This window comes from Yersinia vastinensis, assembly GCF_902726565.1.
Taxonomy (GTDB): Bacteria; Pseudomonadota; Gammaproteobacteria; order Enterobacterales; family Enterobacteriaceae; genus Yersinia; species Yersinia vastinensis.
In genome coordinates, this window is record NZ_CACVAF010000009.1 from 41164 (window position 1) to 63817 (window position 22654).

Sequence of the window (22654 nt, forward strand, 5' to 3'; positions counted from 1 at the left end):
CTCATACCGCCTTAAGGTTGCACAAAACGGACGGTAACGGGCATACCTTGTCGCAGTGACTCATCAGCATCGGTGATGATAATTCGCAAGCGATAAACTAAGTCGGTACGCAAGTCCGGTGTTTCAACGCTTTTAGGGGTAAATTCAGCTGTCGGTGAAACAAACCCTATTTTGCCGTGATAAGGTTTGTTTGGGCGGCCATCAGTAAAGATCTCTACCTCTGTCCCCGGAATCGCTTGACCCAAATGGCGTTCACTGACATAGGCTCGTACCCAGACGGGATCGGTGAGCGAGAGGGTAAATACCGTATTGCTGGCAGATAAAATTGTGCCCGGCTCTACTGCGCGAGTTAGTACAGTGCCTAAGGATGGTGAGAGTAGAATGGTGTCTTGTAAATTCAATTGAGCTTGCGCCAGTTCGGCTTCACTCTGGGCGAGATTGGCCTCGGCTTGGGCTATTTCCTGCGGGCGATTGCCACTCAAATATTGAGCGAGTTTGTCTTTTGACGCTTGTAGATTTGCTTGTGCCTGATTACGCGCCGTACGGGCATTTTCTAATTCGTTGGCAGAAGTGGCTTTATTTGCCCACAATCCTTGCTGGCGTTTTAGGAAGCTATCGGCATAACTGAATGCGGCTTCACGTTGAGAAACTTCAGATTTTACCTGAGCAATTTCTTCTTCTCGATACCCGGCTTTCAGTAAAGCCAACTGCGCCTGAGCACTTTGCACATTGGCCTGTGCCTGTTTGAGTGCATTGAGATAAGGGCCATCATCCAGTTTTCCTAGCGCCTGTCCCGGTTGGATTTTATCTCCCTCATCAACGGATAATGACGCCAGACGGCCACCCACCCGAAAACCGAGATTCACTGTGCGGATATCAACATTGCCGTATAACGTTAATGCTGCGTCCTGTTGCTGACGATAATAATGCCATCCATAACCTAGCGCCGCCAACAGCGCAACAATAACGACGGCCACTATAATCTTCTTGCGATTCATAATGCTCCCTATCTGTTACTGATTCTATTACCACAAGTTTCATTAAAAAAATGATGAGTTATTTCACCCTAAATTTTTGGCCCGTAAGCCATGAAGAAGCAGGTCAATATGCTCGATAAGTACCTGATTAATCATTTCACTTTCTGCATAACCAATGTCCAGCCATCCGGCTTGCCGACGGATAGTTTCACGTCCCATACGAAAAGCCAGAACCTCACCGATCAATGCATGAGTATGAAGAATAGTTTTAGTGGCATTAGCATCAGCGCCAATAAATGCGGCCAGCAGCAAATTCAATTTTTGGTGTAATGGCGCAATGACTTGTGTGTGTATCAGCAGATAGGCATCGCTGGGAGAAAGCTGCTCGCGTGCCATTATTTTGCTGATATTCAGGGTTTCAGGCTGTGTCATCAAATGGCTGAATTCCAGCAGTCCTCGGCGAATATAATGTAATTGCTGCTCAGGATGTTGCTCTTGGGAAGGCAGTAAGAGGAACTGCTCAATTTCCTGTGCCAAGGGTGCGAAGGCTTGCTTGATAAAATCGGCAATTTGCTGCGCAACTGCCAGATATAGACCTTCTTTGGAATTGAAATAGTAGGTTATTGCAGCAATATTCTGACCCGCACGCTGGGCGATATCACGCGTGGTGGCGCCTTTCAAACCCAGCTCACCGAACAATTCGGTCGCTGCTTGTATCAACTGCTGGCGGGCTTGCTCACCGCGGGCCGTCATAGGCATTGGTGGTATTGATGAATTGGGCATGGGCTTCATACTCAGTGAATATTATTTTTACAAATATTAATAGATAGCTAAATAATAAATCAATCATATGATTAACTTTAGGCCGCTCTTGTGGTTCTGTAAAGTTATGTCGGCCAAAAGCCCCATTTTTGTTTTCTAAGTTGTAGCAATCGCCAGCCATAAATCAATTTTTCTGATGTTTAAACTAATAAAAATCTTAAGAAACGTGTAAATATCCCTTTTCTTGCTAAACATCTGTTATAATCAGCCGCAATGGTGCACTGCAGTTTGTGCCAATCCTCGTGGTAATGCCTCAATTCATACCTCGTCTGATAATCTTCCCTTGAAACTGCACCTGACGATATCGTCGGGATTGGGAAGATCTGGAGCTTCTCGTAATATGTCATTTGATTCTCTCGGCCTAAACGCCGACATCCTGCGTGCTGTTGAAGAGCAGGGCTACCTTGTGCCGACGCCAATTCAACGTCAGGCAATCCCTGTGGTACTGGAAGGCCGCGATTTAATGGCCAGTGCGCAAACCGGTACAGGTAAAACCGCTGGTTTCACCTTGCCATTGTTGCAACTATTGAGTCAGAACCAACAGCCCATTAAAGGCCGTCGTCCTGTCCGTGCGTTGATTTTGACGCCGACCCGTGAACTGGCTGCGCAGATTGATGAAAACGTACAAAGTTACAGCAAATATTTGAAGCTGCGTTCGCTGGTAGTATTTGGCGGCGTGAGCATCAATCCACAGATGATGAAATTGCGTGGTGGCGTTGATATTTTGGTCGCAACGCCTGGTCGTTTACTGGATCTGGAACATCAGAACGCAGTTGACTTGTCCAAGATTGAGATTTTGGTATTGGACGAAGCCGACCGCATGCTGGATATGGGCTTTATTCATGATATCCGTCGTGTATTGGCGAAACTGCCCGCTAAACGCCAGAATCTGCTGTTCTCCGCGACGTTCTCTGATGAAATTAAAGGATTGGCGAGCAAACTGCTGCACAATCCAGCGTCAGTTGAAGTGGCTCGTCGCAATACCGCATCTGAGCAAATTGCGCAAAGCGTTCATTTTGTGGATAAAAACCGCAAACGTGAATTGCTGTCCCAGATGATTGGCGAAGGTAATTGGCAGCAAGTCTTGGTGTTTAACCGTACCAAGCACGGCGCTAACCATTTAGCTGAACAGTTGAATAAAGACGGCATTACTGCCGCGGCAATTCACGGTAATAAGAGCCAAGGGGCGCGTACTCGTGCATTGGCCGATTTTAAAGACGGCAAAATCCGTGTCTTGGTGGCGACGGATATCGCTGCCCGTGGTTTGGACATCGATCAGTTACCGCATGTGGTTAACTATGAATTGCCAAACGTACCGGAAGATTACGTACACCGTATTGGTCGTACTGGCCGCGCGGAACGTACTGGTGAAGCAATTTCTTTAGTCTGTGTAGATGAGCATAAATTGCTGCGTGATATCGAGCGCTTACTGAAGCGTGAAATTCCACGTATTGCGCTGGATGGTTATGAGCCGGACCCGAGCATCAAAGCAGATCCGATTCAAAATGGCCGTCAAGGCCGTGGAGCACAACGTCCGGGTATGGGGCGTGGTAGCAACGCGGGCCGTTCGCAAAATGGGGGTGGCGCAGCAGGTCGCGGTGATAGCCGTAACAGCCGCCCACGCAGCCAGGCTGATGGTCAACGCCGCCCGGCAGGCCCATCTTCACGTGGTCGTAGCCGTAATCCCGGCGAATAAGTCACAAGATATTCGCTGATCAAACCGCTTCTATGGAGGCGGTTTTTTTTCATCTAAGCCCATCATTACAGGGCTATCACTTGTTTTAAACCGCGCTTCGCCCGTATCATTGCGGGTCTTTTTTATCATTATATTGTATAGAATTTATCGCCACTGGGCGGGGATGTTATGACACAGATAAGAGGTCAGGGTAATTAGCATGCGGGTAATACTGGCACCGATGGAAGGTGTATTAGATTCACTGGTACGCGAGCTTCTCAGTGAGGTCAATGATTATGATCTTTGTATCACCGAATTTTTACGGGTGGTCGACCAACTATTGCCAGCGAAATCCTTCTACCGGTTGTGCCCTGAGCTTTACCAACAGAGCCGAACATCATCGGGTACACAGGTACGTATCCAATTGTTAGGCCAGTACCCACAGTGGCTAGCGGAAAACGCCGCTCGTGCGGTTGAATTGGGATCTTACGGCGTTGATTTAAACTGTGGCTGCCCTTCTAAATTGGTTAACGGCAGTGGTGGTGGGGCGACATTGCTAAAAGACCCTGAATTGATTTATCAGGGTGCTAAAGCTATGCGCGAAGCCGTACCGGCTCATCTCCCTGTTACAGTAAAAATTCGCTTAGGTTGGGATTCTGGCGCTCGTCAATTTGAAATTGCTGATGCGGTACAACAGGCCGGAGCGACTGAACTGGCAGTGCATGGCCGTACGAAAGAAGATGGTTATCAGGCTGAACGGATAAACTGGCAGGCGATAGGTGAGATTCGTCAGCGGCTCACCATACCGGTCATCGCCAACGGTGAAATCTGGGATTACCACAGTGCGCAGGAGTGCATGAAAGTAACGGGGTGCAATGCAATTATGCTTGGGCGAGGGGCGCTGAATGTGCCGAATTTGAGCCGAGTTGTTAAGTATAACGAACCGCGTATGCCGTGGCCGGAAGTCATAAAATTGCTACAAAAATACGTACAGCTAGAAAAACAGGGGGATACTGGTTTATATCATGTTGCCCGCATCAAACAGTGGCTTGGTTATTTGCGTAAAGAATATACCGAAGCGACTAACTTATTCAGTGAAATCCGCGCGTTAAAAACCTCGAAAGATATTGCAGCAGCTATTTTACGAGTGTGAACTAGCCGCTTTTTAATAGAACGACATAAAAATCCGAACTCTCAATATACCTTAAACAAGAATGGTTATTCTTTTGATTTGGTTTAAGTATCGCGTTTATAGTGTACTCGCATTTTAAATGCAGTATCTCGTTAGGCGAGGCTCCTATACAAACACAGGTTACTGATCTGACGACGTCCAGAGACGCCCAAGGTTAGGACAGGTTATATCGGATTAAGGTATAACCCAAAGTAACTTCTGAGAAATCAGATACGTTGTATAGTGCTAAAACTTAGACACGGAGATAGCCATAGAGCACTCTCTAATCTGGTTACGCCCCTATGTGAGGACTGTTTAGCTAATTGATAACAGTAATAGGGTCATTTATGAGTTCACATTTCGACTTAGCATTACCAAAACAAAATCCATTCAATCCAGGCGAAGATAAAGAGTCTACTATAGGCGCTTATATGAGCGATGCTTATATTACGGTGTCGGCTGATATGTCTGTCGCAGAAGCTAAAGCTTATTTTTTACAAAATATCTCAGACAATGAAATACCGACGCAATTGCTGGTAACGAATAATAATCGGCACTTGCTCGGGTTGCTCTCAGTTAAGAGTTTACTGACAGAAGAGCAGCAAGATATAAACGTCTTTCAGATTATCAATCAAAGTTATTTCTCGGTATCCCCAGACCAAGACCGTCATGAGGCCGTCAGCTTAATGGCAAAATGTGGTTTGGATCTTGTTCCAGTATTAAGCCACGGAAAGTTAATGGGGGTATTACGGGCGCAAGATATTGCCGAATTAATTGAAGACGAAAATACTGAGGATGCTCAACGACAGGGAGCCAGTTTGCCTCTTGATGAGCCTTATTTACAAACCAGCCCAGTGACATTATGGCGTAAGCGGGTCGTTTGGTTATTACTGCTGTTTGTTGCGGAGGCCTATACTGGAACAGTATTAAAAGCTTTTGAGGAACAACTGGAAGCGGCTATTGCGCTAGCGTTTTTTATCCCACTATTAATTGGTACGGGAGGAAACAGCGGCACGCAAATTACATCGACCCTTGTACGAGCTATGGCGCTTGGCGAAGTAAGCCTGCGAAATGTTGGTGCCGTATTGCGTAAAGAAGTTTCCACTTCTCTTATGGTTGCCATAACCATTGGTCTGGCTGCCTGGATTCGAGCGTGGTTCTTGGGCGTTGGGATGGAAGTAACTATCGTGGTGAGTTTGACGGTAGTGGCTATCACCGTGTGGAGTGCTATTGTTTCTTCTGTTATTCCGATGGTGCTAAAGCGGATGTCTATTGACCCGGCTGTGGTATCGGCCCCCTTTATTGCTACCTTTATCGATGGTACCGGTTTGATTATCTATTTCGAAATAGCCCAGTTAGTGATGACTGATTTGGTATAAGAACAAGGATTATAGATAATAAAAAGGCGCATTAAGCGCCTTTTTAATGGGGACTCACCGATTACTTTCTTTTGCGACCAATAAACTTTGCAATACCCAATAGGAAGACGGCTCCAACAAAAATCAACAATGCGTCAACCCAAAAAGTCAGTGAGGCGAGGTTTTCATCATGAATATCAGCCAAACCTGCGGCGATTAAAAATACCCCGAAGAGAATCCCAAAGATTGTTGTTCCCATATAAACACCTGTAAATTAGTTTTATCATAAAATTTATGTTGGCAATTATAGAATAATATTTAATCGGTGGCTTTGTTTTCTTTGGTAAATGTTTACTGCTGAATAGCAATTAGGCAGTTTTAATCTTTGTAACAATCATTTTTAGAATGAGTGGTGCGCAATACATTACTGTAATTTATAATGCGCCGGAACAACCACAATGTCTTCCGACAACCTATCTAAGCTGACGCATATGCATGTGAAAATCCGTTCTGCACTATTAAGTTTCTTGCTTTTATCCACCAGTATCAGTGTTGCTCCTTTAGCCGTGGCCAGTGGTGGGTCAGGTGAGATGCAAGGGAAAGCCCCTCTGGAGCTGGCATCGGGTAGTGCGATGGTGATTGATTTACAAACAAATAAAGTCATTTATGCCAATAATGCGGATGAAGTGGTGCCGATTGCATCAATTACCAAATTAATGACAGCAATGGTGGTATTGGATGCCAAATTACCGCTTGATGAAATTATTTCTGTCGATATTCATCAAACAAAAGAAATGAAAGGGGTCTTTTCACGGGTAAGGGTAAACAGCGAGATCAGCCGCAAAGATATGCTGTTACTGGCTCTTATGTCGTCGGAAAACCGTGCGGCGGCGAGCTTGGCTCACCATTATCCTGGTGGCTATAATGCATTTATTAAAGCAATGAATGCGAAAGCAAAATCATTGGGAATGACAAAAACGCGGTATGTTGAACCGACAGGGTTGTCGATAAATAATGTTTCTACAGCCCGCGACCTGACCAAATTATTGGTAGCAACTAAGCAATATCCATTGATTGGTCAGTTGAGTACTACGACAGAGAAAATGGCCACGTTCCGAGATCCTAATTACACTTTGCCATTTAGAAATACTAACCATTTGGTTTATAACGATAAATGGAATATTCAGTTGACGAAAACCGGTTTTACCAACCAAGCAGGGCATTGTCTGGCAATGCGGACTGTCATAGGTCATCGCCCTGTCGCGTTGGTCGTGTTGGATGCTTTTGGTAAATATACGCATTTTGCTGATGCAAATCGCCTACGTAGCTGGATAGAAACGGGTAAGGCAGCGCCAATTCCGGGGGCGGCAAAAAGTTATCGTCAGCAGAAGGACTCTCAGGGTCGCTTGGCTCAACTTTCAGAGTAAATATAATCTTTGCTCTTGAAGTTGCAGGGGCTGCATTCACTCACCCGAATCACTTACTTGAACAAGTGATTCGGGATTTGTACTCTTGCTCTTCACCCGTCACTCCAAGTTCTTCGAGTCTAAAGGTTACTAAGTGACAGAATTTGCAGATGATCTGTAAGTTCTGCTTATTAGTGTCGGATGGACAATTATTATTTCACTAAAAAATTAATTTAAATACGCCAGTAATGGTCAGTAATCCGACAATAAAAATTATCGCAATAATCCACAGTATTATCTTCATTTTATCTCCCGAATTCAGTATCAAAAAATATTTGTCAGTTGTATTAACCTATGATGGTGCCAGACTTTGACTATAGTTTGTCTGACAAGATTTAGGTGATTTTCAGCCGAAATTCGGATAATACCTAGTTGGTTTCGATACTGGCAATCTCATGTCGAGAGAGTCATTTTTTCTGCCAGTATTTCAGCTTTGACGTTTTACCAATGCCAGGATTAAAACTATTAGTAGGATCTATCTGCTGATAAAACATTTTCAATGCGGGTTTTGCAATATAGAGATGGCCGACATTATGTTCGGCTGGATACTCTGCTCCTTTGTTATTTAACAGTGCCAACATTTTTTCTTTGAGTGCATGTGTATCAACCCCTTTCTTCACAATATAATCTTGGTGAAAAACGTGACAGAGAAAATGGCCGTAGTAAAGTTTGGCCACCATACAGTTATCTATTTCTGGTGGTAGAGTTTCAAACCACTGCTCCTCATTGCGGCGCAGGGCAATATCTAGTGGCAAAATATCCTCTACTTTATCAGCATGAACTGCGTGATATCGTACCGCCGCACCTGCTGCGGCAAAGCGATGTAAAAATGCTTTTTTCCCTTCATCCGCTGTACAAGTAATAAAATTACCTTCCGCAGAGGCAAAAAATTCTTTCAAGAATCGCTGTGCTTCAGAAATTCCTTCCCCTGACATTTTCAGCATCAGATGATGCTCATATTTGTCACGATAGCTTTTTAGTCTTTTAGGCAAATGGTTGGGTAAAATTTGGCTAAAACCCTGCATAATACGATCAGTTAAGTGATCAACGAGAAAAGGAACTTTACTTAGACGAGCATCAATCTTGCCTTTTAAAGTAAAGAAGCGTGGCATGTTATTGGTGCCCATACTGTTGATCATCACAAATGTATCTTTGCCATATACTTCGGCAATATCGAAAATATCGCGGTGCATGTATTCACCGGCTATCGGTAAATATTTGAAGTCACGCAAAATAGCCCGGCGTAATTGTGTTAATACCTGAGTCTGATTAGTGCCGATATAAAATACTTGCTGTTGTTTTTCACTGGGAAATGTATCCAGTCGAACGGCAAATACTGCCAATTTTCCAGCACATCCTGAAGCTTCAAATAGACGCCGCGGATCGGCATTGAAACGTGATGGTGTTGGCGCATCAATATCTCTTACTCGTGTTGCATATTCGTGATCAGAGGCTTGCTGCATACCTTGGTCAATATCGCTGGCACGATATTGACCTCGTTCTAAGCGTTTTAAAATTTCCTCCGGCGTATTACCTAAATTAATACCCAAATGATTAATGAGCTGTAATTCACCTTGAGCGTCAATTTGTGCAAACAATGCCATCTCGGTATATGCTGGCCCTCGTTGCACCAACGATCCACCTGAGTTATTGCAAATACCGCCAACAACAGAGGCTCCAATACACGAGGATCCAATGACAGAGTGGGGTTCACGGTCATAAGGTTTTAAGCGTTTTTCCAGTTGATTCAAAGTGCTGCCCGGAAAGCCAATCACTTGCTTACCATCATTCAATAATTGAATCTGATTAAGACGCAAAGTATTTAATATGACGATGGGGCGATCATAATCATCCCCGCTAGGGGTCGAACCCTCCGTCAGCCCAGTATTCGCTGCTTGCATAATAACAATCGTATCAGCAGCTACGCAGGCTTGTAGTAATTGCCACTGCTGCAATAGCGTGGAAGGAAATACTACCGCTAAGGCAGAACCCGTCCCAGAGCGAAAACCAGTGCGATAGCGTTCCGTCTGCCGTTCACCCGTGAGTAAGTAGCGCGCACCTACTATATGCCGCAATTGGGTCAGCAAGGTTTGCATTTTCTCATCATTGAATTGATTCATCTGTGCGGCTTCCTCTCATTGCAATTACTTCTATACGTTGGCTCTACACCCACATTCAAACTTATTGGTGATAGTTATTTTGGTGCAATGAGTAAACATGAGGGACGTCAGGCTTTCTCGATAAATCGTTTGTTTTGTGAACACCCTCACATTATTCCTGCTCTCATCGTACTCAAACACCAAGAAATTGAGGTTTAAACATAACTAACGCTAATGATTAAAATAGGTTGCTCTTCGGCAATGTGTGCCGTCAGTCTGTAAAGTGTCGATAATGATTTTGATCATTGCACGATGGAGTATAGGATCGAGCATCATAATAACGCTGGTTAGTAAGGTCTTTCATGAGTGAGCATTTTGTCGGCAAATATGAAGTTGAGTTAAAGTTCCATGTATCGGACATCATTCAATTACATGAGCAGTTAGCAATACAAAAGGCAACGCCATTTGCGATCAATAATTATGAAAAAGATATCTATTTGGAAGCGAACAGCGGTGATTTGGCCGCAAAAAAGATCAGTATGGTTTTACGTGAAATGAATCCCTCGGGTATTCGTTTATGGATAGTTAAGGGACCTGAAATAGAGCGTTGCGAAGCCAGTAAAATTGAAGATATAAATAAAGTGCAAAGTATGCTGGCAACGTTAGGATATCAGCCAGCCTTTATACTGGAAAAACAGCGTAGTATTTATTTTGTTGGGAAGTTTCACGTTACTGTTGATTGTTTAGCTGGGCTGGGGGATTTTGCTGAAATAGCCATCATGACCGATGATGCTACAGCTTTAGATTATCTTAAGGTTGAATGTCGTGATTTAGCGGACAAACTCGGATTATTGCCAGAAGAACAAGAGAGCCGCTCATACCGGCAGTTACTTGGTTTTTAACTATGTTGTGATGATAAGGTACTGGCCGTCATAGGTTCTACGGCCAGATAGACTTATTTCTTCATCAAAGATTTCAAATTTGCGAATGGGTTATGGGTAGCGACACCTTGCTCATTCTGTGCATCATCGCCGGCGATCACGGTTGAACCATAGAGATCCGCTTCAGTGTATTTTGAATGTTCATGATCATGACAAAAGAGACATAACATCTCCCAATTACTGCCATCTTCGGGGTTATTGCTATGATCGTGATCAATATGGTGAACTGTTAGCTCCCGCAGGTTGGAATAGACAAACTCCCGTGAGCATTTACCGCAAACCCACGGAAAAATCTTCAGGGCTTTCTCTCTATAGCCGCTTTCCAAACGGGCGTAATTCTTCGGTATATATGCCATATGTGAACCTTCAATTCTGCAATGAATAATTGTTTTATTTTAGCGTGAAAGTGGATGGCAGACTATCAACTGTTTGTGATTAATATCTATGTGATATCCCATTATTTGACAGCGGCTCAGTAGAAACATATTGAATCAATTATAGAAATACTTCATTCAGATATTTATACAGATACAAGGTTTTTTGAGACTTTTGGTGATGATTTAAAGGGATAAGTCGTTTTACACTATCGTTATGTTTTAGTCTTCGCATGTTTTACATTATTCAGCATACAGTGATTAGCGTGGGATTATGCGTATCCCGATAACAAACTTATTTTACAATAGGCAATGCGGTGTGTTTAGCCTGAAATCCTATGCCGATACAGTTGAGGCGATATGAAAGAATCCGAGGTACTGGCTGAAGTCAGTAATGAAAACCAGACACTCGTGGCAGTGGTACAACAAGACCAACGGGTTGTATATTTCTATATTTATCCACAAGAGGCGTTTGAAGAGCGTTTTCCGGTACGCGCTTGTTGGGTAAGAAATTTGGTTGCTGCTCCTTTATCGGCTGATAACGCTGCCCTCGAACAGGGGTTGGCTCCGCGGTTGGCGGCAGAGTTTTGCCGCAATGTTGCAGGTGAGGCTGAACTTGATGCGCAGTTTATTTCAATAGTCTGGTCAGAAAGCGATGATGGGGCTGCATTATGGTATCAGGGACAATTGTTGGCAATTATTCCTGGCTGGAGTTTATATATTGATCACTCCGTTTGTTATTCAGCCAGTTGTATTAAAGATAACCCTCTGACTTTACCTTTGGGGTCAGCCTCAACCAATACACAATATGCTCAGGCTCAAAAAACACGCCAGTTCTGGCGTGTTTGGCAACAGGAAGAGGGGAATCCTTGGCCTGCATTACAGTCTGAATATATTCAATGCTATGAACAACATTTTGGCCCGTCGGTGAAATATTATGCCATCGATCAAGGAAAGTGGCCGCCTATGGCTATCTCTCAGCATGAAAAAGCAGGAATCTATTATTTTCTGACATTGGGGGTGAGTATTCGCCCTCAACCTTGGGTTGAAATATTATTCAATGATGATGCGGCCAAATACCGGCATCTGGAAATGGCTATAGCGATTGATAGCCAATATGTTAATGAAGAGAACGCTATCCAGATGGCGAGTGCACTCGCCGGATTTGCCCATGTTCCTTGGAGCAAAATAACGTGGCTGGGTGAAGGACATACATTGGAATCAACTGCCGCTCCTCAAGGATATGAAGGCTATATTTTATCATCAGAGCTTTATGCTGATGCTGACAATCTTATATTACCTCTTCAGCAAGGTGAACCGGTCAATATATATTGGGCTAGCCCTATTTTTGCCAATGAAAGAGAGGCTGCTCATGCTGTGCCAAACGGTGGGCATGATTTGCTGAAAAAACTGCAACAACGGGATGTTAATCATATTTTTACACCCCGTGAGCCTATTATTTAATTTGTGCGGAACATGGCTGGTTTGATTTGCAGATTTTGTTATTCAGGTCTTAACTTAATGATGATAGGGGTTATGAGTCAGTCAGGTTGAGACTGTAATGTTTGCTTGAGATGCTGCGTTTTAACACTAAAAGCAAAATGGAAAGTGGCTGTCATTAACCGGGTAGTCAAATCAGCTATCAGTGAAAATTAATTTATGGAGGTTGTATGGGCATACTATCTTGGATTATTTTTGGTCTTATTGCCGGTATTCTGGCTAAATGGATTATGCCTGGAGAAGATGGTGGTGGTTTTATCATGACCATCATCCTTGGTGTGGTGGGTGCACTAGTCGGTGGCTATATTAGTACCTTCTTTGGTATGGGTAAGGTTGATGGATTTAACCTTGGCAGCTTCGTTGTTGCCGTCATCGGCTCACTGGTAGTCCTGTTTGTCTACCGAAAATTAAGAAGTTAGATGAGATGAATATACAGATGACAATGGTTTTAAATGCTCATTGGTCACTGATATAGGCATGAATCAAAAGAGACGTATTTGCCAAAATACGTATTCAATAAAATAGAGAAGGGTGGCAAATTTTTGTCACCTTTTTCTCATAAAACTATCATCAATATGCAATAGAAATATTCGTTAATGGCTCATGATTACAGGCAATCTGAGAGACATGATATGGGCCAGGCATTGCGTAAATTCACTGTGGCTGAATATCCAGTTACGGTGCAAGAACCACGTAAAAAGCTACTTACTGTCAAAGGGTTAGTTAAAGCATACAAATCGCAGCACCGAGTTTTGGATGATGTTAATTTTGAACTTCATGCCGGTGAGTTTGTAGCAATAATTGGCCGTTCTGGTGCCGGGAAATCTACTTTGCTACATGTTTTGAACGGCACTATTCCCAGCAGTGCTGGTGAAATCATTAATTATCATGACAATGGTGACACACAAAATATCGCTGCATTAACGACAAAACAGATGAGAAAGTGGCGGGCTACGTGTGGCATGATCTTTCAAGATTTCTGCCTGGTTCCCCGGCTTGATGTTATTACCAATGTTTTATTGGGCCGCCTCAGTTATACCTCGACACTAAAATCATTTTTTAAAATATTTGCTGAACAGGATAGGGCCAGAGCAATTGAGTTGTTGCAATGGCTTAATATGTTACCCCACGCTTTACAGCGAGCAGAAAATCTTTCTGGTGGCCAAATGCAACGTGTTGCTATTTGTCGTGCCATGATGCAAAACCCAAAAATATTATTGGCAGATGAGCCCGTGGCATCTCTAGATCCCAAAAACACTACTCGTATAATGAATACATTACAGAAAATAAGTGAAAATGATATAGCAGTTGTCGTCAATTTGCACTCTGTCGATTTAGTTAAAGATTATTGTACAAGAGTAATTGGTATTGCTCATGGACGGATTATTTTTGATGGGCATCCATCAATGCTGAACGATACTGTTATTCAGGATATATATAGCGACGAATCAACAGACCTTTTGCATTAATTCCCACTTATCCCCTTATCAGAATAGGTTAATCTAATGAAAAAAGTACTTTGTCTTACCTCATTAGTGGCAAGTATGATGGTATTTAATGCCACTGCAGCGGATGCACCAAAAGAAATTAATCTGGGTATTCTTGGCGGGCAAAATGCAACGCAGCAAATTGGTGATAATATGTGTGTCAAAGAATTCTTGGATAAAGAATTAAACGTAAAAACAAATCTGCATAATGCATCTGACTACTCAGGTGTTATTCAAGGGTTATTAGGCGGAAAGATTGACTTAGTCTTAAGTATGTCTCCTTCTTCCTTTGCATCTGTTTATATCAAAGATCCTAAAGCTGTAGATATTGTAGGTATTGCAATTGACGATACTGATAAATCACGCGGTTATCACTCCGTCGTGGTGGTAAAGGCAGATAGTCCATATCAGAAAATTGAAGATTTAAAAGGCAAAGCATTTGGTTTTGCTGATCCAGATTCAACGTCAGGATTCTTGATCCCTAATCAGAGTTTTAAACAGAAATTTGGTGGAACACCAGATAATAAATATAACGATTTCTTCTCTAGTGTCACATTCTCTGGTGGTCATGAGCAAGATATTCTGGGTGTTATTAATGGTCAATTTGATGGCGCAGTGACTTGGGCCTCCATGATTGGTGATTACAATACCGGCTATACCAGTGGCGCATTCACTCGCATGATTCGTATGGATCATCCTGATTTAATGAAACAAATTCGTATCATTTGGCAGTCCCCACTTATTCCTAATGGCCCAATATTGGTGCGTAGCGCATTACCACCTGAATTTAAAGCCCAATTAGTCGCTGCGGTAAAAAAACTCGATAAAGAAGATCATGGTTGCTTCATTAAAGCTATGGGTGGCAAACAGCATATTGGTGAAACATCATTGAGCGAATATCAAACGATTATTGATATGAAGCGCGAACTCACTAAAGGCGACCGTTAAATCGGTTCTGCGGACAAAAATATACCCTGCATACCTGACGTAGCAGGGTATCGCTCCGGTAATCCGGAGCTATTGCTTTTAGGTGGTAGCTAATTTTGAATACAGACTTTAACCATTACTATCAGCAGATTCGCTCTAAACAAAAACGTGAAACGTTGATTTGGTCATTGATGCTGGCAATTATCTATCTTGGTGCGGGGAGTATTGCTGAGTTTAATTTACATACTGTTTTTGTTTCTATTCCGAGTTTTTTTGATTATCTGGGCGAAACGATACCCATACTCCACTGGCACTCTCTATTTGCAGATGGTCGTACGGAAGGCTCTTTGGCTTATTGGGGGTATCGTCTGCCAATTCAGTTACCCCTGATTTGGGAAACGCTGCAATTGGCAGTAGCCTCAACTATTTTATCGGTTATTGTTGCCACTATTCTTGCTTTTTTGGCTGCAAGTAATACCCAAAGCCCAGCGTGGTTGCGATTATCTATTCGCACATTTGTCGCGTTTTTACGTACCATGCCAGAATTAGCTTGGGCAGTAATGTTTGTAATGGCTTTTGGCATCGGGGCTATTCCCGGCTTTTTAGCTTTGGCTTTGCATACTATTGGCAGTTTAACCAAGCTGTTTTATGAATCATTAGAAACAGCATCGGATAAACCTGTACGTGGTCTGGCAGCTTGTGGGGCAGGTCAATTACAACGAATGCGCTTTGCACTTTGGCCACAAGTAAAACCTATATTTCTCTCCTATAGCTTTATGCGTCTGGAAATTAATTTTCGTCAATCGACAATTTTAGGATTGGTGGGAGCGGGCGGTATAGGGCAAGAATTAATGACCTCAATAAAATTAGATCGCTATGACCAAGTCAGTATGACGTTACTACTGATTATTATTGTGGTTTCATTACTGGATTACACATCTGGTAAATTACGTAAGCGAGTTGTGGAAGGAGTTTCATAATGTTGACCCATCATTTGAGTGCGGATCAGCTTTCAATGCTAAAACAGCAGCATCCACACATTTTCTTACAACAGAGGCGCTATCTTCGGTGGGTCGCAATCATCGCTATAGGTATTTTTTTATACTATCTTTTTTTCTTCAAGACTTTTGGTATTTCCTGGCAAGCATTCGTTAATGGTAGTCAGCAAATAAGCCGCTACTTTTTACGCATGTTTGTTTGGCATGATTTTATTAATTGGCCATTTAAATATTATTTTGGTCAGATCTTTATTACCTTGGCGATTGTTTTTGCTGGTACTCTCACAGCAACCTTAATGGCTTTACCGTTGTCATTTCTGGCAGCACGAAATGTGATGTCGGCTCCGGGCTTGCGTATTATCTCATTTATAGTTCGTCGTTTTTTGGATATTTTCCGAGGTATCGACATGGCTATTTGGGGGCTGATATTTGTGCGTGCAGTGGGGATGGGCCCACTGGCGGGGGTACTCGCAATAATTATGCAAGATATGGGGCTGCTAGGAAAACTTTATGCTGAAGGGCATGAGGCTGTCGATAAATCACCTAACCGCGGCCTAACCGCAATGGGAGCCAATGCCTTACAAAAACAGCGCTTTGGTATTTTTACTCAATCCTTTCCAACCTTTTTGGCCCTTAGCCTTTATCAAATTGAATCCAATACCCGTTCAGCTGCCGTGCTTGGTTTCGTAGGAGCAGGAGGGATTGGTTTGGTTTATGCCGAAAATATGCGCTTATGGAATTGGGACGTGGTCATGTTTATCACATTGATAATGGTTGTTGTAGTAATGGTCATGGATAAGATCTCTGCAACATTACGCAAGAAATATATTATTGGTGAAGAAATTGCACTTTACCAACCCACTAATAGTATTAAAACACATGACTGAAATTAATATATTAGTGCTAGAGTGTTTTATTGATATATCTAATAATTCATTATGAATCGCATGTATAAATAAATGTGCTTTCTGAGTTTGTTATTTATATTTCGTTATTATTGGTCTATTGAGTGCTTTATCATTAATCAGATTTACATTGAGAAAATTGGCTTTGATCTATACAATACTGCCCGCTAGACGTTAAAGAAGATTTTTTGTTTTTCTTGCGATATTCGCACACGTCTAATCTACATAATAGGAATAGGGCAGTAATATGATCAACAACGATGTGCTCCGTAGTGTTCGCTACATGCTTAACGTAAACGATACCAAGATAACAGAAATCATTAAGCTGGCGGATTTTGATGTGAACAATGCGGATGTCGTTAATTTTCTTAAAAAAGAAGATGAAGCTGGCTATCAGGATTGTCCTGATCTGGTGATGGCACATTTCCTTAATGGCCTGATTTTCTTTCGACGTGGTAAAGATGACAAGTTCCCGGCACCTGCGGTAGAGCCAGTCATTACTAACAATATTGTGCTCAAAAAACTGCGTGTGGCATTTGAGTTAAAAGACACTGATATGCACGATGTTTTTAATGCCGTTGAATTCCCAGTATCCAAACCTGAGTTAAATGCCTTGTTCCGTAAAGAAGGGAGCAAAAACTTCCGTCCTTGTGGTGATCAGGTATTGCGTTATTTCTTGAAAGGTTTGACATTACGTATACGTGGTCCTAAGAAGTAAACCCGTCTATTGGTATAAATTACCACTCAAGAAAACAGGAATGGCAATAAGCGATTCCTGTTTTTCGTTAATTAACGCCATAGCCTCTTCACTATATTATCTCTGTTAACTTCTAAATTAAGCCATTTCTGCTTATCTTCTGTCATACCTTACTTTTCACTTTATTGCACTATCTGTGCTCGTCAGCTGCTCATTAATGGTGCAGATATTGGGGGGGATATCAGGCTATTTGGCCATAATATCTATAATCTTCAATTAAATTATTAAGATATAAAACTGGCATGGCGATTGCGCTGAGTAATTCAATCTTGTGTGTTTTTACTCAACAACCAGAGGTTAACGCTATGCAACACCGTCACTTATTTAAAGTTTTTGCACTCTCAGCTTCGGTCATCAGCATGGGTGTGGCTTTTGGCACACTGGCTGCTGATACTATCAAAGTGGGTATTTTGCACTCGTTGTCCGGCACGATGGCTATTTCTGAAACACCACTGAAAGATATGGCATTGATGAGTATTGATGATATTAATGCTCATGGCGGTGTATTAGGTAAACAACTTGAGCCAGTTATTGTCGATCCGGCATCCAACTGGCCCTTATTTGCTGAGAAAGCACGGCAATTATTAACACAAGATAAAGTTGCTGTTGTCTTTGGTGCCTGGACTTCAGTTTCTCGTAAATCAGTATTACCCGTATTTGAAGAGTTAAATGGCTTACTGTTCTACCCGGTGCAATATGAAGGTGAAGAAATGTCTCCGAATGTCTTTTATACGGGGGCCGCACCAAATCAACAAGCTATCCCTGCTGTAGAATATTTATTGAGTGAAGATGGTGGTGCGGCGAAGCGCTTTATTTTACTGGGCACTGATTACGTATATCCACGGACTACGAATAAAATTCTGCGTGCTTTCTTGCATACGAAAGGTATCCAAGATAAAGACATTGAGGAAATATATACTCCATTCGGTTATAGCGATTACCAAACTATTGTCGGCAATATTAAGAAATTCTCTGCTGATGGCAAAACGGCGGTTATTTCTACCATCAACGGTGATTCAAATGTTCCTTTCTACAAAGAGCTAGCTAATCAGGGTATTAAAGCGACCGATGTACCGGTTATTGCTTTCTCCGTAGGAGAGGAGGAGTTACGTGGCATTGATACTAAGCCATTAGTGGGCAATCTTGCGGCCTGGAACTATTTCCAATCCGTGGATAACCCAACTAACAAGAAATTTGTTGAGCAATGGAAAGCATATGCCAAAGCACACAACTTGCCGAATGCAGATACAGCAGTCACCAATGACCCGATGGAAGCAACTTGGGTAGGCATGCATATGTGGGCTCAGGCGGTAGAAAAAGCCAAATCAACCGATGTAGATAAAGTTCGAGCGGCCATGGCCGGGCAGACCTATCCGGCTCCGTCCGGTTTTACGTTGACGATGGACAAAACCAATCACCATTTACATAAGCCGGTGATGATTGGCGAAATTGAGTCTGACGGACAGTTCAATGTGGTATGGCAGACTGATGCGCCCATTCGGGCGCAGCCATGGAGCCCATTTATCGCCGGAAATGATAAAAAACCGGATCATCCAGTGAAAAGCACGCAATAGCGGTGACACTCCGGAGCCAGGTTAAGTTGGCTCCGGTTCTCCTTTGCCAAATACCTGTGATGAGTGGGCCTATGAAATCATTAATTCCATTTTGGGGTAGAGCAGCTAATTATTTGCTCAGACCGATAATCGGTTTGTTAATGGGGATATCGGCACTAGCAGTCGCAGGGCCTGCCCATGATTTTGTTGCAGCCAATCGTTCACAGCAGGCCATTATGTTGCAGCAGTGGGCAACAGAACCCGATGTTAGCCGGTTACCCTTATTGCAAGCGCTGAAGCAAGAAACGTTGGTGATTGATGGCGCCGGGCAAGCTTTTATCCAAAATAATCAGACTTTCACACCTCTAGAGGGTCAGGCACAACCCACTGATATACCGAAAAAAATCTGGCTTAATAACCGATTACGTACCCTGATTGCTAATGCGTTGTCAGCTCAACGGTTAGTTAGTGAGGACCCATCGGTTCGTTTGCTTGCAGCCCAAGAGTTACAGAAACAGGCGCAAAGCAGTCAATTGTTATTACTTAATCAGCGTCTGAAATTAGAAACTGATAATAAAGTGAAAGAGGCATTGAGCATTGCGCTTGCCAATTTGCAGCTCACTGATAGTGACCCTCAGGTACGCCTGAATGCCGTGCAGTTACTGGGGCAATCGGGTTCGCCTCAGACTCAGTCTCGGCTACAAAGTTTAACGGACATCAAGGTAGAACCTGATGAGCAAGTGCGTACTGCGGCTGCCAGTAGTCTAAAACAAGTACAACATCGGCTGATGGTTGGGGATATCATCGGGCAGGTATTTAGTGGGCTATCACTGGGGTCTATCCTGTTGTTAGCCGCGCTGGGATTAGCCATTACGTATGGTTTGCTAGGTGTCATTAATATGGCTCATGGCGAAATGCTCATGCTGGGGGCTTATTCCGCTTATTTAGTGCAATCCTTATTCCAACATTTTGCCCCTCACTGGCTGGCACTATATCCATTGCTCGCTTTACCCGTCGCTTTCTTTATTACCGCAGGAATTGGTATGGCTTTAGAGCGAACAATCATTCGTCATTTGTATGGCCGACCATTGGAAACTTTATTGGCAACGTGGGGCATCAGCCTAATGTTGATTCAGAGTGTACGGATGATTTTTGGTGCACAAAATCTAGAGGTTGCTAACCCGGCTTGGTTATCGGGAGGGATACAGGTTTTGCCGAATCTGGTTTTACCTTGGAATCGTATTGCGGTGATTGTTTTTGTGGTGATTGTATTGCTGCTTACATGGCTGTTACTGAATAAGACTCGTCTCGGATTACAAGTACGTGCAGTCACCCAGAACCGCGCAATGGCGGCGTGTTGTGGTGTGGCGACAGGGCGAGTCGATATGTTGGCATTTGGACTGGGTTCCGGTATCGCCGGATTGGGGGGCGTAGCACTATCACAGTTGGGGAATGTCGGCCCGGAATTAGGGCAGGGTTATATCATCGACTCTTTCTTGGTGGTGGTACTCGGCGGCGTAGGGCAGCTAGCAGGTAGTGTTGTTGCCGCACTGGGATTGGGAATGCTGAATAAAATTCTGGAACCTCAGATTGGTGCAGTGCTCGGCAAAATTTTAATTTTAGTGCTGATCATTTTGTTTATTCAAAAACGACCACAGGGTCTGTTTGCTCTCAAGGGCAGGGTGAGTGACTAATGAATCAACCTTTGGCGATTACGATGACACAAAAAGCACCAACTCTCACTCTATCACTGGGGGTAGTGGTACTTATTTTATTGATTACTCTTCCTTTTCTGGCTTTGTTACCAATGGATAATCCATTGGCAATTTCAACCTATACCCTAACACTTATCGGCAAGATTCTGTGTTACGCGGTGGTCGCAATTGCACTAGATTTGGTGTGGGGCTATGCCGGGTTACTGTCACTGGGGCATGGCTTATTTTTCGCCCTCGGTGGTTATGCTATGGGCATGTACTTAATGCGACAGGCTGCAGGAGAGGGCCTGCCTGCATTTATGTCTTTTCTGTCATGGAGTGAGTTGCCGTGGTTTTGGAGTGGTAGCCAATATTTTGTGTGGGCGCTGTGTTTGATTGTACTCGTACCCGGTTTATTGGCTTTTGTTTTTGGCTATTTTGCCTTTCGTTCCAAAATAAAAGGGGTCTATTTTTCCATCATGACACAAGCACTCACTTACGCAGGGATGCTGCTATTTTTTCGCAACGAAACGGGTTTTGGTGGCAATAATGGCTTTACTGGTTTTACGACGATATTAGGCTTTTCAGTGTCAGCGACATCAACACGCATTGCCCTGTTTCTCGCCACTCTCATACTGTTAATCGCCAGCCTGGCATTAGGCTTTGCGTTAGCGCGAACCAAATTCGGTCGAGTATTAACCGCGGTGCGAGATGCTGAAAACCGCCTGACATTTTGTGGCTATGACCCCAAAGGTTTCAAATTGTTTGTCTGGACACTTTCTGCGGTGCTGTGTGCTTTAGCTGGTGCGTTATATGTGCCACAGGTTGGTATTATCAATCCCAGCGAAATGTCTCCAACCAACTCTATTGAAGCCGCAATTTGGGTAGCGCTTGGTGGGCGCGGTACTTTGATCGGCCCGGTACTGGGGGCGGGGATTGTTAATGGTGCAAAAAGTTGGTTTACCATGGCAATGCCGGAATATTGGCAGTTCTTCCTTGGTTTGATATTTATTCTGGTGACCTTGTTCTTGCCTAAAGGTGTTATTGGTTTACTGCGTCGGGGGAAAGATAAATGAGCCGATTTCAAATAACTGAACAACTAATTTACCCCGAAATCATTGCTCAAGAACCCGGGGTTGTGCAGCATGCAGCAGACAAATACCGCCAGCAGCGAGACCCCGTGCTGACACTGGAAGAGATCAATGTCAGTTTTGATGGCTTTCATGCATTGAGAAATCTTTCATTGCAAATTGGTGTTGGGGAGTTGCGCTGCATTATTGGCCCGAATGGTGCGGGTAAAACAACATTGATGGATGTCATCACCGGTAAAACGCGACCACAGAGTGGCAAAATGATGTATGACCAACATCATGATCTTTTGGCAATGAATACGATTGAGATTGCACAGGCGGGTATTGGGCGAAAATTCCAAAAACCGACAGTATTTGAGGCGCTGAGTGTCTTTGAAAATCTTGAGTTGGCACAAAAAAGCACAAAAACTGTTTGGGCAAGTTTGTGTGCCAGATTGAGTAGTGAACAGCAAGATCAAATTGATGAAACATTAGCCATATTGCGCTTAACTGATATGCGGCAGCGCCCTGCCGGTTTGTTATCGCACGGCCAAAAACAGTTTCTTGAAATCGGCATGTTATTAGTGCAAGACCCGCATTTGCTTCTTTTGGATGAGCCAGCTGCAGGGATGACTGATGCAGAAACTGCTTATACAGCAGAGTTGTTTAATCAGTTGGCAGGTAAACATTCCTTAATGGTGGTGGAGCATGATATGGGATTTGTTGAGACCATTGCCGACCATGTAACAGTGTTGCATCAAGGGCAGGTATTAGCTGAGGGGACATTGGCAGAGGTGCAGGCTAATGAGCAAGTGATTGAGGTTTATTTGGGGCGCTGAGTTGCTCTGACTTATTGTTACTTTACCCCTTTGTATTTGGG

Annotated in this window: 22 protein-coding genes and 1 riboswitch; of the genes, 16 read left to right on the plus strand and 6 right to left on the minus strand. The window is 43.4% G+C overall.

Translation table 11 applies throughout. The features are described 5' to 3' along the window. Positions 1-11: 11 nt before the first annotated feature. Entirely contained in the window at positions 12-998 is a 987-nt protein-coding gene (gene hlyD, locus HUZ92_RS14640) for a secretion protein HlyD (RefSeq protein ID WP_050098804.1), read from the minus strand. 63 nt (positions 999-1061) lie between these two features. Further along, positions 1062-1769: a transcriptional regulator CecR gene (gene cecR / locus HUZ92_RS14645; RefSeq protein ID WP_050098801.1), complete on the minus strand. Its 708-nt coding sequence runs from the start codon at positions 1767-1769 to the stop codon at positions 1062-1064. Between the two features lie 370 nt (positions 1770-2139). On the opposite strand from cecR, the gene rhlE reads away from it, so the two are divergent. From rhlE to HUZ92_RS14660, 3 genes are all read left to right on the plus strand, one after another. After that, complete coding sequence (gene rhlE / locus HUZ92_RS14650; RefSeq protein WP_050098800.1) at positions 2140-3495, plus strand: ATP-dependent RNA helicase RhlE; 1356 nt, start codon at positions 2140-2142, stop codon at positions 3493-3495. Between the two features lie 199 nt (positions 3496-3694). Then, positions 3695-4627, plus strand: coding sequence for a tRNA dihydrouridine(16) synthase DusC (gene dusC, locus HUZ92_RS14655; RefSeq protein ID WP_050098797.1), 933 nt, complete (start codon positions 3695-3697; stop codon positions 4625-4627). A 120-nt stretch (positions 4628-4747) separates the two neighbouring features. Beyond that, a riboswitch (M-box (ykoK) riboswitch) is annotated at positions 4748-4917 on the plus strand. Positions 4918-4992: 75 nt separating this feature from the next. Further along, on the plus strand, positions 4993-6024 hold the full coding sequence (locus HUZ92_RS14660; RefSeq protein WP_145579899.1) for a magnesium transporter: 1032 nt from the start codon (positions 4993-4995) through the stop codon (positions 6022-6024). 61 nt (positions 6025-6085) lie between these two features. On the opposite strand, the gene HUZ92_RS14665 is transcribed toward HUZ92_RS14660, so the two are convergent. After that, positions 6086-6262, minus strand: a complete 177-nt coding sequence (locus HUZ92_RS14665) for a hypothetical protein (RefSeq protein WP_072086582.1) — start codon at positions 6260-6262, stop codon at positions 6086-6088. A gap of 232 nt (positions 6263-6494) precedes the next feature. Here HUZ92_RS14665 and pbpG point away from each other — a divergent pair, with 232 nt between their 5' ends. After that, positions 6495-7430, plus strand: coding sequence for a D-alanyl-D-alanine endopeptidase (gene pbpG, locus HUZ92_RS14670; protein WP_050295564.1), 936 nt, complete (start codon positions 6495-6497; stop codon positions 7428-7430). 199 nt (positions 7431-7629) lie between these two features. Here pbpG and HUZ92_RS21110 read toward each other — a convergent pair whose 3' ends face one another. Both HUZ92_RS21110 and dld read right to left on the minus strand, forming a co-directional pair. Then, positions 7630-7713: a small membrane protein YohP gene (locus tag HUZ92_RS21110; protein WP_017346848.1), complete on the minus strand. Its 84-nt coding sequence runs from the start codon at positions 7711-7713 to the stop codon at positions 7630-7632. A 163-nt stretch (positions 7714-7876) separates the two neighbouring features. Beyond that, positions 7877-9589 (minus strand): D-lactate dehydrogenase, encoded by a 1713-nt coding sequence (gene dld, locus HUZ92_RS14675; protein ID WP_050098795.1) that lies wholly within the window; start codon positions 9587-9589, stop codon positions 7877-7879. Between the two features lie 341 nt (positions 9590-9930). On the opposite strand from dld, the gene cyaB reads away from it, so the two are divergent. Beyond that, the gene (cyaB, locus tag HUZ92_RS14680) at positions 9931-10470 is read left to right on the plus strand and encodes a class IV adenylate cyclase (protein ID WP_050098794.1); all 540 of its coding nucleotides are present in this window, start codon (positions 9931-9933) and stop codon (positions 10468-10470) included. Positions 10471-10523: 53 nt separating this feature from the next. Here the strand turns inward: cyaB and yajD are convergent, their stop codons facing one another. Beyond that, the gene (gene yajD / locus HUZ92_RS14685) at positions 10524-10865 is read right to left on the minus strand and encodes an HNH nuclease YajD (RefSeq protein ID WP_050098793.1); all 342 of its coding nucleotides are present in this window, start codon (positions 10863-10865) and stop codon (positions 10524-10526) included. A gap of 378 nt (positions 10866-11243) precedes the next feature. Here yajD and HUZ92_RS14690 point away from each other — a divergent pair, with 378 nt between their 5' ends. The 11 genes from HUZ92_RS14690 to urtD all read left to right on the plus strand — a co-directional run bounded on the left by HUZ92_RS14690 (position 11244) and on the right by urtD (position 22613). After that, positions 11244-12347 (plus strand): suppressor of fused domain protein, encoded by a 1104-nt coding sequence (locus HUZ92_RS14690; protein WP_050141020.1) that lies wholly within the window; start codon positions 11244-11246, stop codon positions 12345-12347. A gap of 206 nt (positions 12348-12553) precedes the next feature. After that, on the plus strand, positions 12554-12802 hold the full coding sequence (locus tag HUZ92_RS14695) for a GlsB/YeaQ/YmgE family stress response membrane protein (RefSeq protein WP_050098790.1): 249 nt from the start codon (positions 12554-12556) through the stop codon (positions 12800-12802). Positions 12803-13015: 213 nt separating this feature from the next. Continuing rightward, positions 13016-13852, plus strand: coding sequence for a phosphonate ABC transporter ATP-binding protein (gene phnC / locus HUZ92_RS14700; protein WP_050099224.1), 837 nt, complete (start codon positions 13016-13018; stop codon positions 13850-13852). A 36-nt stretch (positions 13853-13888) separates the two neighbouring features. Then, positions 13889-14818, plus strand: coding sequence for a phosphonate ABC transporter substrate-binding protein (phnD, locus tag HUZ92_RS14705; RefSeq protein ID WP_050141018.1), 930 nt, complete (start codon positions 13889-13891; stop codon positions 14816-14818). 95 nt (positions 14819-14913) lie between these two features. Continuing rightward, positions 14914-15777, plus strand: coding sequence for a phosphonate ABC transporter, permease protein PhnE (phnE, locus tag HUZ92_RS14710; RefSeq protein WP_050098786.1), 864 nt, complete (start codon positions 14914-14916; stop codon positions 15775-15777). Then, positions 15777-16682 carry a phosphonate ABC transporter, permease protein PhnE gene (phnE, locus tag HUZ92_RS14715; protein ID WP_128451737.1) on the plus strand — a complete coding sequence of 302 codons (906 nt, stop codon included), beginning with the start codon at positions 15777-15779 and terminating at the stop codon, positions 16680-16682. The genes phnE (HUZ92_RS14710) and phnE (HUZ92_RS14715) overlap by 1 nt, the downstream gene beginning before the upstream one ends. 265 nt (positions 16683-16947) lie before the next feature. Further along, entirely contained in the window at positions 16948-17418 is a 471-nt protein-coding gene (locus tag HUZ92_RS14720; protein WP_004713424.1) for a YehS family protein, read from the plus strand. Positions 17419-17762: 344 nt separating this feature from the next. Continuing rightward, positions 17763-19031 (plus strand): urea ABC transporter substrate-binding protein, encoded by a 1269-nt coding sequence (gene urtA / locus HUZ92_RS14725; RefSeq protein WP_050099223.1) that lies wholly within the window; start codon positions 17763-17765, stop codon positions 19029-19031. 71 nt (positions 19032-19102) lie between these two features. Then, positions 19103-20704 (plus strand): urea ABC transporter permease subunit UrtB, encoded by a 1602-nt coding sequence (gene urtB, locus HUZ92_RS14730; RefSeq protein ID WP_145579898.1) that lies wholly within the window; start codon positions 19103-19105, stop codon positions 20702-20704. Continuing rightward, entirely contained in the window at positions 20704-21780 is a 1077-nt protein-coding gene (urtC, locus tag HUZ92_RS14735) for an urea ABC transporter permease subunit UrtC (RefSeq protein ID WP_050098781.1), read from the plus strand. The genes urtB and urtC overlap by 1 nt, the downstream gene beginning before the upstream one ends. Then, positions 21777-22613, plus strand: coding sequence for an urea ABC transporter ATP-binding protein UrtD (urtD, locus tag HUZ92_RS14740; protein ID WP_050098779.1), 837 nt, complete (start codon positions 21777-21779; stop codon positions 22611-22613). The genes urtC and urtD overlap by 4 nt, the downstream gene beginning before the upstream one ends. Positions 22614-22654: the final 41 nt, after the last annotated feature.

Coding starts and splice junctions, on each gene's coding strand:
- hlyD (WP_050098804.1), bottom strand. CDS start 998: ATGAATCGCAAGAAGATTATAGTGGCCGTCGTTATTGTTGCGCTGTTG.
- cecR (WP_050098801.1), bottom strand. CDS start 1,769: ATGAAGCCCATGCCCAATTCATCAATACCACCAATGCCTATGACGGCC.
- rhlE (WP_050098800.1), top strand. CDS start 2,140: ATGTCATTTGATTCTCTCGGCCTAAACGCCGACATCCTGCGTGCTGTT.
- dusC (WP_050098797.1), top strand. CDS start 3,695: ATGCGGGTAATACTGGCACCGATGGAAGGTGTATTAGATTCACTGGTA.
- HUZ92_RS14660 (WP_145579899.1), top strand. CDS start 4,993: ATGAGTTCACATTTCGACTTAGCATTACCAAAACAAAATCCATTCAAT.
- HUZ92_RS14665 (WP_072086582.1), bottom strand. CDS start 6,262: ATGGGAACAACAATCTTTGGGATTCTCTTCGGGGTATTTTTAATCGCC.
- pbpG (WP_050295564.1), top strand. CDS start 6,495: ATGCATGTGAAAATCCGTTCTGCACTATTAAGTTTCTTGCTTTTATCC.
- HUZ92_RS21110 (WP_017346848.1), bottom strand. CDS start 7,713: ATGAAGATAATACTGTGGATTATTGCGATAATTTTTATTGTCGGATTA.
- dld (WP_050098795.1), bottom strand. CDS start 9,589: ATGAATCAATTCAATGATGAGAAAATGCAAACCTTGCTGACCCAATTG.
- cyaB (WP_050098794.1), top strand. CDS start 9,931: ATGAGTGAGCATTTTGTCGGCAAATATGAAGTTGAGTTAAAGTTCCAT.
- yajD (WP_050098793.1), bottom strand. CDS start 10,865: ATGGCATATATACCGAAGAATTACGCCCGTTTGGAAAGCGGCTATAGA.
- HUZ92_RS14690 (WP_050141020.1), top strand. CDS start 11,244: ATGAAAGAATCCGAGGTACTGGCTGAAGTCAGTAATGAAAACCAGACA.
- HUZ92_RS14695 (WP_050098790.1), top strand. CDS start 12,554: ATGGGCATACTATCTTGGATTATTTTTGGTCTTATTGCCGGTATTCTG.
- phnC (WP_050099224.1), top strand. CDS start 13,016: ATGGGCCAGGCATTGCGTAAATTCACTGTGGCTGAATATCCAGTTACG.
- phnD (WP_050141018.1), top strand. CDS start 13,889: ATGAAAAAAGTACTTTGTCTTACCTCATTAGTGGCAAGTATGATGGTA.
- phnE (WP_128451737.1), top strand. CDS start 15,777: ATGTTGACCCATCATTTGAGTGCGGATCAGCTTTCAATGCTAAAACAG.
- HUZ92_RS14720 (WP_004713424.1), top strand. CDS start 16,948: ATGATCAACAACGATGTGCTCCGTAGTGTTCGCTACATGCTTAACGTA.
- urtA (WP_050099223.1), top strand. CDS start 17,763: ATGCAACACCGTCACTTATTTAAAGTTTTTGCACTCTCAGCTTCGGTC.
- urtB (WP_145579898.1), top strand. CDS start 19,103: ATGAAATCATTAATTCCATTTTGGGGTAGAGCAGCTAATTATTTGCTC.
- urtC (WP_050098781.1), top strand. CDS start 20,704: ATGAATCAACCTTTGGCGATTACGATGACACAAAAAGCACCAACTCTC.
- urtD (WP_050098779.1), top strand. CDS start 21,777: ATGAGCCGATTTCAAATAACTGAACAACTAATTTACCCCGAAATCATT.